The 15,126-nt window shown below is 38.4% G+C and carries 16 protein-coding genes and 1 other annotated feature; of the genes, 2 read left to right on the top strand and 14 right to left on the bottom strand.

All coding sequences use genetic code 11. The features are described from left to right. From BQ9859_RS10135 to BQ9859_RS10150, 4 genes are all read right to left on the bottom strand, one after another. On the bottom strand, nt 1–232 hold a 232-nt coding region (locus BQ9859_RS10135; protein WP_202613489.1), incomplete at its 3' end, for an aminopeptidase P family N-terminal domain-containing protein. 76 nt (nt 233–308) lie between these two features. Beyond that, entirely contained in the window at nt 309–2,930 is a 2,622-nt protein-coding gene (locus BQ9859_RS10140; RefSeq protein ID WP_075878056.1) for a valine--tRNA ligase, read from the bottom strand. Next, nucleotides 2,902–3,468: a GNAT family N-acetyltransferase gene (locus BQ9859_RS10145; RefSeq protein ID WP_075878057.1), complete on the bottom strand. Its 567-nt coding sequence runs from the start codon at nt 3,466–3,468 to the stop codon at nt 2,902–2,904. Before BQ9859_RS10145 ends, BQ9859_RS10140 begins: the two co-directional genes overlap by 29 nt. Nucleotides 3,469–3,498: 30 nt before the next feature. Continuing rightward, nucleotides 3,499–3,701: a binding site (T-box leader), on the bottom strand. 37 nt (nt 3,702–3,738) lie between these two features. After that, on the bottom strand, nt 3,739–4,326 hold the full coding sequence (locus BQ9859_RS10150; protein ID WP_075878058.1) for a LysM peptidoglycan-binding domain-containing protein: 588 nt from the start codon (nt 4,324–4,326) through the stop codon (nt 3,739–3,741). A 120-nt stretch (nt 4,327–4,446) separates the two neighbouring features. On the opposite strand from BQ9859_RS10150, the gene BQ9859_RS10155 reads away from it, so the two are divergent. Both BQ9859_RS10155 and BQ9859_RS10160 read left to right on the top strand, forming a co-directional pair. After that, nucleotides 4,447–5,070, top strand: coding sequence for a hypothetical protein (locus tag BQ9859_RS10155; RefSeq protein WP_075878059.1), 624 nt, complete (start codon nt 4,447–4,449; stop codon nt 5,068–5,070). A gap of 33 nt (nt 5,071–5,103) precedes the next feature. Continuing rightward, complete coding sequence (locus tag BQ9859_RS10160) at nt 5,104–5,997, top strand: YitT family protein (RefSeq protein WP_075878060.1); 894 nt, start codon at nt 5,104–5,106, stop codon at nt 5,995–5,997. Between the two features lie 45 nt (nt 5,998–6,042). On the opposite strand, the gene BQ9859_RS10165 is transcribed toward BQ9859_RS10160, so the two are convergent. The 10 genes from BQ9859_RS10165 to BQ9859_RS10215 form a co-directional block, all read right to left on the bottom strand. Continuing rightward, nucleotides 6,043–6,894 (bottom strand): Cof-type HAD-IIB family hydrolase, encoded by an 852-nt coding sequence (locus BQ9859_RS10165; RefSeq protein ID WP_075878061.1) that lies wholly within the window; start codon nt 6,892–6,894, stop codon nt 6,043–6,045. A 138-nt stretch (nt 6,895–7,032) separates the two neighbouring features. Beyond that, a complete protein-coding gene (gene ltrA, locus BQ9859_RS10170; protein ID WP_075877859.1) occupies nt 7,033–8,325 on the bottom strand; it encodes a group II intron reverse transcriptase/maturase in 1,293 nt (430 codons plus the stop codon). Between the two features lie 579 nt (nt 8,326–8,904). Next, on the bottom strand, nt 8,905–9,792 hold the full coding sequence (dapA, locus tag BQ9859_RS10180; protein WP_075878062.1) for a 4-hydroxy-tetrahydrodipicolinate synthase: 888 nt from the start codon (nt 9,790–9,792) through the stop codon (nt 8,905–8,907). Nucleotides 9,793–9,805: 13 nt separating this feature from the next. Next, complete coding sequence (locus tag BQ9859_RS10185; protein WP_075878063.1) at nt 9,806–10,276, bottom strand: PTS sugar transporter subunit IIB; 471 nt, start codon at nt 10,274–10,276, stop codon at nt 9,806–9,808. Nucleotide 10,277: 1 nt separating this feature from the next. Further along, the gene (locus BQ9859_RS10190; protein WP_075878064.1) at nt 10,278–11,360 is read right to left on the bottom strand and encodes a PucR family transcriptional regulator; all 1,083 of its coding nucleotides are present in this window, start codon (nt 11,358–11,360) and stop codon (nt 10,278–10,280) included. A gap of 79 nt (nt 11,361–11,439) precedes the next feature. Beyond that, the gene (locus tag BQ9859_RS10195) at nt 11,440–11,853 is read right to left on the bottom strand and encodes a PTS sugar transporter subunit IIA (RefSeq protein WP_075878065.1); all 414 of its coding nucleotides are present in this window, start codon (nt 11,851–11,853) and stop codon (nt 11,440–11,442) included. A gap of 9 nt (nt 11,854–11,862) precedes the next feature. Further along, entirely contained in the window at nt 11,863–12,465 is a 603-nt protein-coding gene (locus BQ9859_RS10200) for an SIS domain-containing protein (RefSeq protein ID WP_075878066.1), read from the bottom strand. Nucleotides 12,466–12,474: 9 nt separating this feature from the next. Then, entirely contained in the window at nt 12,475–13,407 is a 933-nt protein-coding gene (locus BQ9859_RS10205; RefSeq protein ID WP_075878067.1) for a phosphoglycerate dehydrogenase, read from the bottom strand. Nucleotides 13,408–13,485: 78 nt separating this feature from the next. Continuing rightward, nucleotides 13,486–14,355: a PTS system mannose/fructose/sorbose family transporter subunit IID gene (locus BQ9859_RS10210; RefSeq protein WP_075878068.1), complete on the bottom strand. Its 870-nt coding sequence runs from the start codon at nt 14,353–14,355 to the stop codon at nt 13,486–13,488. Further along, complete coding sequence (locus BQ9859_RS10215) at nt 14,355–15,098, bottom strand: PTS mannose/fructose/sorbose/N-acetylgalactosamine transporter subunit IIC (protein ID WP_075878069.1); 744 nt, start codon at nt 15,096–15,098, stop codon at nt 14,355–14,357. The genes BQ9859_RS10210 and BQ9859_RS10215 overlap by 1 nt, the downstream gene beginning before the upstream one ends. Nucleotides 15,099–15,126: the final 28 nt, after the last annotated feature.

Raw genomic sequence — 15,126 nt, forward strand, 5'->3', positions numbered from 1 at the left:
GCTTTGCGGCCTGGATGAAGTATCGTCCATCTGTCCACAGTTTTCCCTGATCTGCTGTAAAAACACAGGTTCCCGCAGATCCGCTGAATCCGCTCATGAATGCCCGTGCTTTAAAATAATCACACACGATTTCAGTTTCATGAAAATCCGCTGTCGGTACGATATACGCATCGATACACTGTTCTTTCATTTTTTGTTGCAATAAATGTACACGTTCTTTGATTTTGTTCATTCTCGATTCCCCCTTTATCAAACGAGCAAAAAAAGCCACATATCCGTTATAGACATCCTGTGGCTTTTCTTCATCATTATTTTAAATTCGCACGCATTTGTTTCAGCTCTTCTTTTACGATTTCGTATTGGCGACGATAATTTTCTAACTTTTTCTTTTCGCTTTCCACTTTTGCGGCAGGTGCCTTATTTACAAAATTCGGATTATTCAACATACCTTCCCCACGCGCAATTTCAGATGCTAAACGTTTTTCTTCTTTTTCTAATTTTGCAATTTCTTCTTCTACATTGATCATTGCAGCCAATGGCGTAGACAACGTACCTCCCAAGATTGGCCGGGTTACCATCTCTTCATCCTCTTTTAAGACCGTCCATTTTGCATGACACATTTTCATCAAGATAGCCGCTGTAGCTTCCGCTATTGTTTTCCAGCTACCATTTTCATCCTTGATAGCAACTTCGATCTCAGCACTTGGTTTTAATTGGTAATCCGTTTTGATTTCACGCACAGCCGTGATCATGGATAACAATTGACGAACAGCAAACATCTCTTCATCACTCATCATGATATCAGCCGCCATTGGCCAGGATTCTAAATTAATGCTTTCTTTTTCATGCGGAAGACTTAAATAAATTTCTTCTGTCACAAACGGCATGAATGGATGCAGCATCTTAATGATTCCCTGCAGCACAATCAGCAAGGTCGACTGTGTCGCCTGTTTTACTTTTTCATCTTCACTCTGCAGACCTGCCTTGCTCAATTCAATATACCAGCTACAGAAATCATCCCAAATGAAACTGTACAGTTCATTGCCGACAAGTGCAAATTCATACTTCTCCATATTTTCGGATACATTTTTCAATACATCATTGAAACGTTTCAAGATCCATTTATCGATGATAGACACATGCGACAGATCCATCGTAATATCTTCATCACCTAGCTGCATTTGCACAAATCGCGTTGCATTCCAGATCTTGTTGATAAAATTCCAGCTGGCTTCGATTTTTTTAGCAGTGAATCGCAGATCTTGGCCCGGAGTCGAATTTGTCGTCAAGAAGAAACGTAAAGAATCCACACCATACGTATCGATCACATCCATTGGATCGATCCCGTTTCCTAAAGATTTTGACATCTTTCGGCCTTTTTCATCACGAACCAAACCATGGATCAAAACATCTTTAAACGGACGGCTCTTCATGCAATAACGGGATTGGAAAGCCATTCTGGCAACCCAGAAGAAAATGATATCATACCCGGTAACCAGTACATCGTTAGGGAAATATCGTTTCAGATCATCCGTATCTTCCGGCCAGCCTAAAGTAGAGAATGGCCATAATGCACTAGAGAACCAAGTATCCAATACATCTTCATCTTGCACCCAGTTTTCAATATCTTTTGGATCTTCTTCTCCTACATACACTTCACCGCTGTCCTTATTGTACCAAGCCGGAATACGGTGTCCCCACCATAATTGACGAGAAATACACCAGTCTTCAATATTTTCCAGCCACTGTTGGAATGTCTTTTCAAAACGCTTTGGATAGAAATGAATTTTTTCGTCTTCAATTTCCTGATTTTTCAACACGGCCTCTGCTAACGGTTTCATCTTCACGAACCATTGTTTTGATAAATATGGTTCTACGATCACACCTGTTCGTTCTGAGTGTCCAACCTGATGGAGATGTTTCTCGATATGATCCACGACTCCTCTTGCCTGAAAATCTTCAACTAATGCTTTTCGACATTCAAAACGATCCATTCCCGTATATTTCCCGCACATTTCATTCATCGTTGCATCTGGATTCATGCAGATCGGCATAGCCAATCCATATTTCTTAGCTAACTGGAAATCGTTTGGATCATGTGCCGGGGTACATTTCATAACCGCTGTACCAAAAGACATATCAATATAATCATCCGCCATAATTGGCAATGATTCTCCATTGGCTGGATTGATTGCATGCATTCCCACGATATCTTTATACCGCTCATCATCTGGATGGACAAAGATTGCCTGATCGGCAAACATTGTTTCTGGACGTGTCGTAGCAATCACTAATTCTTTTCCATTTTCTACTATTTGATATTTGAAGTAATACATAGCGCCTTCAATTTCTTTATGGATGACTTCAATATTGGATAGTGCTGTCTTGGCTTCAGGATCCCAGTTGATGATTCTTTCGCCCTGATAGATCAAACCGTCATGGTATAAATCAGAAAAGACTTTACGAACTGCTTTGGAAAGGCCTTCATCCAACGTAAAACGCTCTCTGCTATAATCTAGCGACAAGCCCAGCTTCGCCCATTGCTTACGAATCGTTGCTGCATATTCTTCTTTCCACGCCCATGCATGTTCCAAAAATTTTTCACGTCCGATATCATAGCGGGAAATTCCTTGTTCTTTTAAACGTGCGTCTACTTTTGCCTGTGTAGCGATACCGGCATGATCCATCCCTGCAAGCCACAACATATCATAACCCTGCAGACGTTTATAACGAGCGATGATATCCTGCAATGTCGTATCCCAAGCATGTCCTAAATGCAATTTTCCAGTTACATTTGGCGGCGGGATCACGATGCAAAATGGATCCTTGCTTTTATCTCCGGCAGTAAAATAGCCTTTTTTCAACCATTCATCATAATAATTTGCTTCTACTTGATGATGATCATATTTGGCTGCCAGCTGTTTTTTCATACTGATTCCTCCAATCCTCTCTCATCAGTGTATATAACTCCATCGTATGGTATCTGCCATCTCCCAATAATACCCGATGCGGCAATTCTCCATCAAAAAGAAAGTTTGTACGTTTTAATAAAGCACTGCTGGCTTTATTTTCCGCTGCACACCAGGCATTGATCCGATGCAGATCCAATGTTTGAAAACCATAGTCCAATAAACTTCGCAATGCTTCTTGCATATAACCTTGATGCCAGTACACAGAATCCAGCAAATAACCAATTTCCATTGTATGCGAGCTGCTTGGGTGATGAAGGTCAATCGTGCCGATAATTCGGTCCATTTTCTTTTCTACGATAACAAACGGCATCGGCTGACTTAGTTTTTCACAAAGCTGTTCCCATTTGCGAATTCCTTCTAATGTTTCCTCCACATCCACATGGTAAGGAACATTGAGCCAGCGCACCACTTCTTTTTTCGAGTAGATCCGAAAGAGATCACAAGCATCCGCTTGTGTTAAAGGACGATAATACAATCGTTTGCTTTCCAGTTCCATCGCACCCCTCCAACAACAAAAAAAAGCGCCTTAAAGGACGCTTTCCGTGGTACCACCTTTATTCGCATGCAAAACATGCCTTCCTTCACTAACGCTGTGTCTGCGTCTTTCCTTACATCTCTTCGGGAAAGCTGCTCCCAGACTACCTTCACAGCTCCATCCATCCTTTTTCAGCTAACAAGGACTCTCTGTTAAAATGGGCAACTGCTACTCCTTCTGTTCTTCGCATTTGGACTATTGCTTATATTTTAAACAAATTCATTTCCCATGTCAATATAAGGGAAGAACGACTAACGTTTTTTCAATGATTTCTCGATCATGATTGCAGCTTTGCAGTTTTTTTTCATCCACATCATATCGTTTGGCAATACTGGCATACGTATCATTTGCTTTTGCAACCACTAAGCGGCAAGTGGTATACGATGTAGCTTCCTCCTCAAACAGATCCTCAAAACAATCATCCAATATAGACATTGCATCTTCGCTATCACTTTCTGTTTGCTCACTTTCTTTTATCGTTTCTTCTTCCTGTTCTTCTTTTAATCCTGCAATCTGTAATTCTATTTCCAATGACAACATATTCTGATCAGCCGCAGGCAGGACTTGCCCTATCGAAATCATAAAATCTTCCCCGCTTAACTTCTCTTTGGGCGCAAATACATCCATATCGATCAGCTCTTTGATCGATTGATCATTGCCTTGCTCATCTTCATAACTTCCCAGCACATACAATGGACCAATTGCACGGATACCTTCATTTTCCCTTTTATATTGCAATCCTTCTTGAATAGAGACTTCCTGAAGTTCTTTGATGTTATGTGGCAATGTTAATTGTTTCTCTATTTTTACTATCTTCATATTTTTCCTCCCATTTTCATGTATATGCCGACAGATTCAAAAAAAGACATTTGTTTCACTTGATTTTCTGACACCTTTCTATACAATAGTTATGAAAAGATTATTTTAAGGAGAGTTACCATGATAAAAATTAGCAAAACTTGTGTAATGAATATGGAAAATGCCATGCGAGGTGCACGTAATCCATTAAACAGCTGGAACCGCATGGACAGTTATTATGATGAAGATGGAAATTTTAAATTAGGTGAAAATGACCTGAATCTAGCAAAACGTTTAGCGAGAGCCGGAAGCGATCACCGCAAATTTGTCCGTCAGATCTTTGTCTCTGTTGATTTTGATGCACCTTTGTATTGGTGGAAAGAATATGATACATATAAAGTTGCTACCGTGGCAAATTCTACTTCTACCATGCACAAAATCGCCGCAAAACCATTTACGATGGACGATTTTTCACACGAACATATGAATGCGATCGCATTGGCATCTCTACAGGCTACCATTGAAACTTTGGAAAAACTGCGTTTATCTTATTTAGAAACGAAAGACAAAGAAACATGGTACAGCATGATTCAGTTACTGCCGACAAGTTACCATCAATTAAGGACCTGTACTTTTAATTATGAGACATTGATCAATATTTATCATGCACGTAAAAATCATAAATTGGAAGAATGGCATACAGTATGCGCATGGATCAAAACACTTCCTTATGCGAATGAACTGATCGTCATGGAGGATGAATAATCGTATTTAGGAATATAGAAAGAGGGACATTTCATGATTTCCATACACTGGTATGAACAAGTAAAAAAGAATAAAAAAGTGCGTATCGTGCTTTCTCTTATCATGATTGCTTGTTCATCTTTATTGCAAACTTATGTCATACAATCATTTATCAATCCTGCCAACTTACTATCTGCCGGTTTTACAGGAGTAGCCATCTTATTAGACCGTATAGCAAATCTTTGCGGCTGGTATTTTCCTACTTCGATCGGTATTCTGATCTTGAATGTACCTGTTGCATTGGCCTGCTATCGTTCGGTAGGAAAACGATTTACATTATATAGTTCTATCCAATTTTGCCTTACCTCATTTTTGTTAGGTTTTGTCCATTTTGAACCGATTTTGAACGATGTGATATTGAATGTTGCTTTTGGCGGATTTTTAAATGGAATGGCAATTACTCTTGCCTTAAAAGCAAACGGTTCCACTGGCGGGACTGATTTCATTTCTCTCTATGTATCAAATAAGATCCACAAATCCATCTGGAATGAGATCTTTATGTTCAATGTCTGTATCTTAGCGATATTTGGAGCAATCTTCGGATGGGAATATGCCGGCTACTCTATCGTATTCCAGTTCATTTCCACACGAACCATTTCGACATTTCATCATCGCTATGAACAGATTACCATCGAAGCAACCACTCAGCACCCAGAACATCTCAGCGAAGAATATCTGACTCATTTCCATCATGGAATGACCGTATTGGAAGGTTATGGTGCCTACCTGCACAAACGTGTGTATGTATGTAAAACTGTCGTTTCTTCTTATGAGGCCCATGATGTGGTCATGTGTTTACGCAATGCAGATCCAAACGTGATCATCAATACGTATCGTACAAACAACTTTTATGGCCGTTTCTATCAAAAACCAATCGATGATATGTAAAAAAACTGTAACTAATGGATAATTCGCTATTAGTTACAGTTTTTCTTATTCTACAAAATGTTTTAAAAAGTAAGAAACACCGTTTTGATCATTCCCTCTTGTGATAAAAGCAGCTTTATCTTTCACTTCTCGATCTGCATTTTCCATTGCTACCGAATATCCGGCTTCTTGAAACATAGAAAGATCATTGTAATTATCGCCAAATACCAGAACATGTTCTTTCTGTATATTCAATAATGACATCAGATCCAATAACGTCTTTCCTTTTGAAGCTTGTCGATTCACGATATTGAATGCATTTCCTTCAGAACGAATACAGATCGACCCAGTACAAAGCGTATTGACTTGTCGTGCAAAATCTTCCATTGTCGTTAGATTTTGATGCATGCATACAAGTTTATGGATCGAATCCATACAAATCTGTTCCAGTGCAGCAGATTCTATGATCGTTAACTTACCGACAAAACGATCTCGTAATGGCTTGATGACATTCGCTTCTCCGATCGTGTAAATCATCTGATCTGAACAAGCATAGCATTCTATCTTCATTTCATGCACCAATTGTACAATGACAGATAGTTCTTTACTTGTAATCGTATAGCTTTGAATACATTTTTGATCCTTATCAAATAACTCTGCACCATTATTTGTTATATAGGGCAACTGCAACTGCAATTGCTCAATATATGATTTAACCAAAATCGCACTACGGCCTGATGCAATTGTAAATCTATATTTTTTGTGTTTATTTACCTCAATGATTTGATCATCCAGATACTTATCTGTAGTCAATAAAGTACCATCCAGATCACATACAACTAACTGGATATCTGGTAAAGGCGTTGAAGGTACTCGTAGATCATTCTTCCTTATCTCGCTCAATTTATTTCCTTTCATTTGGAACCTGCAATATATCTATTCCAAGGTTCTTTTCTATTTGCAATAGAGTAGAGGGAAGAAATTAATCTTCGCCCCTCTCATTGCACCGTACGTACGGGTCTCGTATACGGCGCTACATTTATATGTTAATACAACCTATCTTAGATAGTATGCTAGAGGATTGACCAATCCAGGTCTTTCCTCTTTTCTTATGGCTAGAATATCCGCATTAAGTAAGAAATTAATTACATTCCCATTTGCTTGTTTATATAGGCCAAGCCTTGTATTCGCTACCGAGTAGAGTTGTTCATCACTGAAGTGATATGGCAATTTCTCATTCAACTTTTGTAGATTTTTATATATCCTCGGTGGTACTTTCCACTGTTTTAAGATGATGACCCTTATTTTGTGCCTTAACCATTGTCCAAATTCATCGATGAAGTTCTTCATCCTTCCGATTCGAAAGTAGTTTATCCATCCTTTGACGATTTGGTTTATCCTGGTGAATGTTTTAGCGTTGGTCTGTGCTACACATTTCTTTCGAATGAGTTCCTTTCGACATTTATCATACAGGCTTTTCTTACTCTTCTTTGTAGGAATACATTCCCATTTTGATGAGTTCTTCCAGTATGTAAAACCTAGAAAATTACTATTCGTTGGTCGTACTACCTTTGTTTTGGTTGCACTGACTTTTAGGAATAATTTTCTCTCCAGCCATGATGTGACGGACTTCATCACTCGATTTGCTGCCATCTCGCTTTTAACGAAGATATTACTGTCATCTGCATATCTCACAAAGCATAGTCCCCTTTCTTCCAGTTCCTTATCAAATTTATCTAAGTAAATATTTGATAGAATTGGACTTAGAGGTCCTCCTTGTGGCATTCCTATGGCATTTGCTTTGACAAAACCATTTTCCATGATTCCTGCCTGCAGGAATTTACGAATCAAATGCAATGTTGTCGAATCATTCACATGCTCTCTAAGTATTGAAATTAATTTATCGTGATTTACTGTATCGAAGTATGCTTCTATATCTAAATCGATGACCCATTCGTATCCTTCATTTAAGTAGTCCAGTGTTCGCAGGATGGCATCATGTGCACTCCTGTTTGGTCGAAATCCAAAACTATTCTCACTGAATTTACTATCATAAATATCTGATAACACTTGAGCTATCGCCTGTTGGATGACCCTGTCTACTACTGTTGGAATTCCCAGGGGTCTTTTCTTTCCATTTGATTTAGGAATATAGACTCTTCTTACAGGTTGAGGTTTGTATTTCTTCGCCAGTATCTGTTTCTTTATCTGTTCCCTATAGGCCTTGAAATACTCGTCAATTTCATCCACTGTCATCTTATCAATGCCAGGTACACCTTTATTACTTTTGACTCTTTTGATTGCCTCTTCGAGATTTTCATCTCTTAAGATCACTTCGATCAATTTCATGTTGTTGCTTCTCCTTCCTTTTGTAAATATATTTGGAACCATTCCCTCTACCTTCATTCCCATGGGATTACGATTCCCACTTATGGAACTATCCTCGATTTCGAACTATCCAAACATTGCGCATGGTGAGCTGCACCATATAAACATTAGGTCCTTGGGTATAGATGTCTCTACCTACTACGACCTCAGCTGACTTCTTGTGGTAAACCTTTTTCGACCGATGTTACCATCACTGATTTTAAAGATATTGGATTTCATCGTCCACAAGACCTCCCGGGGTAATTCACGAATCCTGTTTCTTTCACAACGTCCTGATTTACTGTCTTGGTTTTACGTTTACCTTTTGGACTTCGGTTTGATATGCAACCTTATCCACCATTTAGCCTTATATCCGGTTTCTGTTCGTACGCTCGAAAGAATCGCTACACCACTTCCTCCATCCTCAACATCACTGTTAACGACTTGTGGTTCGCTACACTTGGCGGTAACTACCTGTGGTTGGCTTATCTCCAACTGAATTCGTGCCATGCCCGGCACACATAATGAAATGGCGATTTCAAATGAAATCACCATTTTTCTTTAACGTAATCCGTAATATTTCAACATCTCTATGATCTTTTGATCATCTTCTTCGCTCAATTCCTGTACTGGCATACGTGCCGGTCCTACTTCAGCAATGCCTGCTAGCTCCACGGAACGTTTCATGGCGCTTGGTACCGTACCCAGTTTCAGAACGCCACGCAATACATCGATATCTTTCTGTAATTGACTTGCTTTCTCACTCTCTCCAGCACGTAATGCACGATCTAGACCGACCAATGTATCAACGATTACATTGCTTGTTCCTGCAACTGCAGCAGTAGCTCCTAATCCATACGCATAGCTGATCTTTGAATCACTGCCGATCAAAAGTTCAAAATCTTTTCTCTTTGCAATATCCGCATAAGCTTGAATTCGCTCCAGCTCACCACTGCTGTCTTTGATAGCTTTGATATTTTCAATATCCGCCAAGCGGTCTACCAGTTTTGGATCCAAAGGACATCCTGTTGCTTTTGGAATATTATAGAGAATAATCGGAATATGCACACTTTGAGCAATTGCTTTGTAATGTGCATATAAATTTTCATCTGTCGGTTTCAAGAAATAAGGTGTAATGACGCTTAATGCATCAGCTCCTAATTCCTCCATTTTTTTTGATAAGCGAATTGTTTCTCGTGTTGAACAGCAACCTGTTCCCACAAAAACAGGAACTCGTTTATTTACAATTTCGATCACTTTTTTGGCAAATTCTACTTTCTCATCTTCATCAATTACATGGAACTCACCATTGCTTCCTAAAATAAATATACCTTTTACACCGTGCTCGATCAAATGATTGACAAGCTTCTCCGTTGCTTCGTAATTGATCGTTTCATTTTCATCTCTATTAAATGGTGTCACAATTGGTGTGATAATACCTTCAAACATACTGCATACTCCTTTATTTTTTAAATATCGAATAGTCTTTATTATCAAAAGGTGTTGTTTGAAAAAACAATTGAATGCCTTGACTTTGAATATAACGTATCCTGTCTATATCTTCAGGCGAGAAATACTCTGACAATTTTTTTAACAAGACCCTGCTTGCCGGATATGGAAGTTGAATCTCACTTACCCTAAATCCGGCTTTGACAGCCTGTTCCACGATCTGCAAGTTTGGAAATATGATCATGACCTTCATATCTTCATTTTTCTGAAGCTGCAAAATAAACTGCTCAACCGAATAAAAATTTACTTTCATTGTTTTTGGTAAACAAAGCTGCATGACATTTGCAATAAAAGGGTCTTTAACATAATGTGGATCTACCACCCAAACTTGATCAGCATTTATAAATTGGTTCCAATTTAACTGTACGGTTGCATGCAACAATCTAGAATCTACACGAACCAGCTTAATATTAGTACCTTTCATGTCAATCACCCACCTGCGCCAAATTGCTACGTTCTTTCAATGCACGTGAAATCAATAACAAAAGAATTTTACCTTGAAAGCTGCCTCGAATATCCATCTGAAAGATTTCTTCATATTTTTTTATTTTATAAATCAATGTGTTTTTATGAAGGAATAGATCCTCAGCGGTCTGCGTTAAATTAAAATCATTGTTCATGAGTGCCTCAGAAATTTCAATTAATTCTTTGCAATCGATCTCTTTTCCTGTTTCTATATAATAATTGTACACGCTTTCAACGTCTTTGGCATCGATTTTCATTAAAAAATATTCTGTTAAGTAGTCATTAAAAAATAGCGGTGAATTAATTGTTGCCTTCATATGCTCTCTCAACCATAAACAACTCTGATAGGAGTGTATATATTGACGCATTTTATGCTGAATTGTTCCTATATAAAAGTAGCAATTTGTAAAATCTAACTCCTTTAATTGTTTGATATAACGAAGAATGAACTTTCTGATTTCATCAGTTTCCTTGTATTCCTCTGGAATATCGCGGAAAATCAATAATGTGCGCTCATTTAAGAGTGAATAAAATATTTCTCTACTGTCTGGTCCCATCTTTAAGCACATGACATCCTGCGTTCTGATATCCTCTTCATTTGAAATCAAATAAATAGCAACCCGCGGTTTCTTTGCATCCAGCCCCAGATCATTTAACAAGCTTAAAACTTTTGCCATGTCAAAATTTTCTTCATCAAGTAAACAACGAACTAATTCATCATCTTTCGTAATCTTTCTTTTGAGGTTTTTTTGATTTATTTCAAACATCAGACGAATTGTTAATGACTCATATAACAGATTACCGATCATTTGCAGACTATCTTCTTTACCATTTACCCACAGATATCCAAATTCTTGTCCTTGTACTACAATTTCAAAAAATACATTATTTTTATTAGGATGATTATAGTCCAGTGATCTCCCGATTAATGATTTATCACTACAAAGCGTAATTTCCTTTTCATCACTGATCATTCCAATCGTGTACTTTTGATTCTCATGAATAACATGGATGAATTCATCAAATATTTCTCCAATCAGCATTTAGTTCACCTCAAAATCTTTTTACACTTGTGATTAAAGACTATCATCTTTTTTTCTAAATACCAACTATTTTAAATAATTATTTTTCATATAACTGCTGATTCGTATGAACACAAGCTTGTGCATACGTTTCCATCGTTTCTTGCACGATCTTTTTCTTATCGATATCAGATGCATTTGACAGCTTCAGATATAGATCAATTAAAACCGGTAAATTTAACCCAGTCAAAACATCATAATGATACTTTTGAGATAAGACTGTAAATGTATTGCATGGTGTTCCTCCATACAGATCTACCAAAACGATCGTGAAACCATCATCCAAACTATCCAATGTTTCTGTAGCGACTTTCATATATTCTTCAAAAGAATACTCTGGAAGAAGTGAACATGTCTTTACATGACTCATATCTCCAGCAATCATGGAAGCTGATTTTACTAGTTCCTCTCCAAAACGTCCATGTGTGCCAATGACAATATTAAATTTTTCCATACATTCTCCTTATTTCTGCATTTCACGAATGCTCTTGCCCAAGCTTCCGCCCGGATGCCATTTTACGTATTGATTCAAATCTAATTTCTTATATTCCTGTAATACATCACTGAGTGTCTGTAAAATCAAGATTTCTGCAATAATAGATGCACGCGGCGGTTTATTTAAAGAATCTCCTTCTTTATCCACATGCGCTTTTAAACATACTTCACTTTCTTTGGCCAATGTTGATTGATCATTGCCAGTACAGCTGATAATATGTGCTCCATTTGCAAGTAAAGTTCTTACTGTCGCTTGCAGTTCCATCGTCTCTCCGCTGTTGCTGATTGCAATGACAACATCGCCCGGCATCACTTGTCCGCTGGAGCCATGAACAGCTTCTGTACCATGTAATTCGTAAGTCGGTACACCTGTTGAAGACAATAAGCTCGCTATATAGCCTGCTACATGTCCAGGTTTTCCTATGCCGGTTACATGCACACGATTCCCTTTTGCTTCTGCATTTAATATGATTTTGGCAGCTTCTTCGATTTTATCTAGATCGATCGTATCGATATATTTATCGATTTCCTCTTTGATATTTGCCAGAAAATTTTTAGCAGTTTCATTCATTGTTACTACCTACTTTCCTAACAGCTGTTCCATTACGATTTGTGTAGAAATCTGACAAGTGCGTGTCTCTGATTCTTTTGTACGAGCTGCCGTATGTGGAGTCAGATAGAAATTATCTAAAGCAAGCAGCTTGTCCCCCTCTTTTGGTGGTTCTGAGCTGTATACGTCAAAGCATGCACTACGAATCTCGCCAGTTGACAATGCTTCATATAGATCTTCTTCATTGACGATGCCGCCACGAGCTGCATTAATGACACAAGCGTTCTTTTTCATCTTTTTGAATTCTTTTGCGGAAATCATATCTTTTGTAGAATCCAGCAGCGGAACATGCAGCGAAATATAATCACATTCCGTGATGATTTCATCTAATGTAGCAATTTTAGCATGATGCTGCTGTGCAGTTTCTTCTTTGATTGGGAATGCATCGTAGGCATATACTTCCATGCCGATTCCATATGCATAATCAGCTAAATATTTTCCGATCATTCCAAATCCAATGATACCCAGTTTTTTACCATAGATCTCCAATCCGGTAGGTTTTGCCCATTTATGATCTTTTACCTCGTCTATCGAATAATACAAGTTTTTTGCTTCTGCAAACATCAGCGCAATGACATGTTCCGCTACGGAACGAGAGTTGCCGCCTACGCAGCGTCCTACATAGATAGAATGCTCTTTTGCATAATCCAGATCGATATTATCTGTACCGACACCAAATTTGCATACGACCTTTAAGTTAGGACAACCCTCCATCATTTCTGCGTCCATTTTATCTACACCGACAATGATCGCATCTGCATCTTTTGCCAGTTCTTTAAACTGTTCATGCGTATAAGCCAATCCTGTATCATTATAATGTACTTCTAATCCAGCGTTGCGCATTTTTGCTACTTCATCAAGACCGTAAGTAGCAAATCCTCTAGGTGTAATTAATACTTTCATATAATTCATTCCTTTCTGACTAAATAATAGGGCAAATCTTATCTCCCACCAGATTTGCCCTAATTGTGTAAACGGATATTAAATAATGTGGAAGAAAGTTAATGCAATCGCAATGACCATTGTATAAACCATCAGACGAATAAATTTAGGTCCTCGTTTCGTGATATACAGATACATACCCATTACTACACAGAATGGCAGCAAATTAGGAAGGATACCATCCAAGATCGATTGTACAGTTGTTGTAGCACCATCTGCAGCACCACTGGCAAACTCTAAAATCGTTGTAACTTTTACATAAGAAGCAGACAAACAGCCAATCATAAACAGACCGACAATACTGGCGATATCGATTACCTTTTTGATCGCACCAGAATGCAAGATCTCCAATACAGAGTTTTTACCTAGCGTATAACCCTTCTTGAATAATGTCCAAGACCAGATATAAGACCAAGCAACGTAAATGATTGCTGGAATGAAAGCAGCGATTACGGAACCAGCTTGAGCCATTGGTACAAAGATAGCCAGCGGGATCGTTGCAACGATTCCTTGATCCACGCTGTCACCAATACCTGCAAGCGGACCCATCAAACCAAGTTTTAATGACTGGATCATCTCAGGAGTGATTTCATCTTCATGACCTAATGCACGCTGCTCTTCCAAAGAGATCGTAATACCATGAATGATGCTTCCCCAGTCACAGTTCGTATTGAACATAGAAGTATGACGCTTCATTGCTTCTTTTAATTCTTCCGGTTTGTTTTTATAGATCTTTCTCATGACCGGGTTCATTGAATAACCAAATGCTAATGCTTGCATACGGTCAAAACTAACAGGCACTTCTACCGCTGTTGTCCAGCGCAGCCATGATTTCATCAGATCTTTTTTTGTGACGATCGTTTTCTTTTCTTCAACTGCTGTGTTTGTATTATTCATTTGTTCACTCATTACGCTACCTCCTCATCTGTTTGTTTAAACAGAGATGTGATCAATGCAAGGCACAATGCGATGACAGCACCAGTTAACATTGAGAATCCTAAGATGGAATACAAGAAGAATCCTAATACAAAGAACGGTAAGTATTTTTGTTTTCCCATAACCACTAATGTTAATGCAAAACCTAAAGCTGGAAGCATATTACCGGCATTATTTAATCCATTCATCAACCATTCAGGAACGACATTGATAAATGCCTGCACAACATCTGCACCAAATAATGTAGCGATAAACACTGGTGTAAAGTACAATGCACCATTTGTCAACCAAGGCAACAGGAATGAGAAGATATTTAATGCATCATATTTTTCCTCTTCAACGAATTGATCTGCTTTTGCATTGTAGAATGAGTTGATCGTACGACGAACGTTATTGATCAATACACCTAATACGCCAAATGGAACAGCAAGTGCAACGGCAGCTGCCGGATCCAAATTTGTTACAATTGCTGCAGGAATGGCAATACAAGAAGCGAGGCCTTGATCACTTGGAATATTTCCACCTGCTTCGATACCACCCATATACATCAACTGAATAGTCGCACCATACATCAAACCACTAGGAATATCATTGTAAATCAATCCGATGATCACCCCTAGAACCAATGGTTTACGAATAGCAAATGAGATATAGTAACATGCACGTCCCATTGACAACCAATAAACCAAACCAACCAGAATAGCTTGAATAACCATACTTTTTTCTCCTCTCTTTCAACAAAAC

The organism is Merdibacter massiliensis (assembly GCF_900155395.1).
Taxonomy (GTDB): Bacteria; Bacillota_I; Bacilli_A; order Erysipelotrichales; family Erysipelotrichaceae; genus Merdibacter; species Merdibacter massiliensis.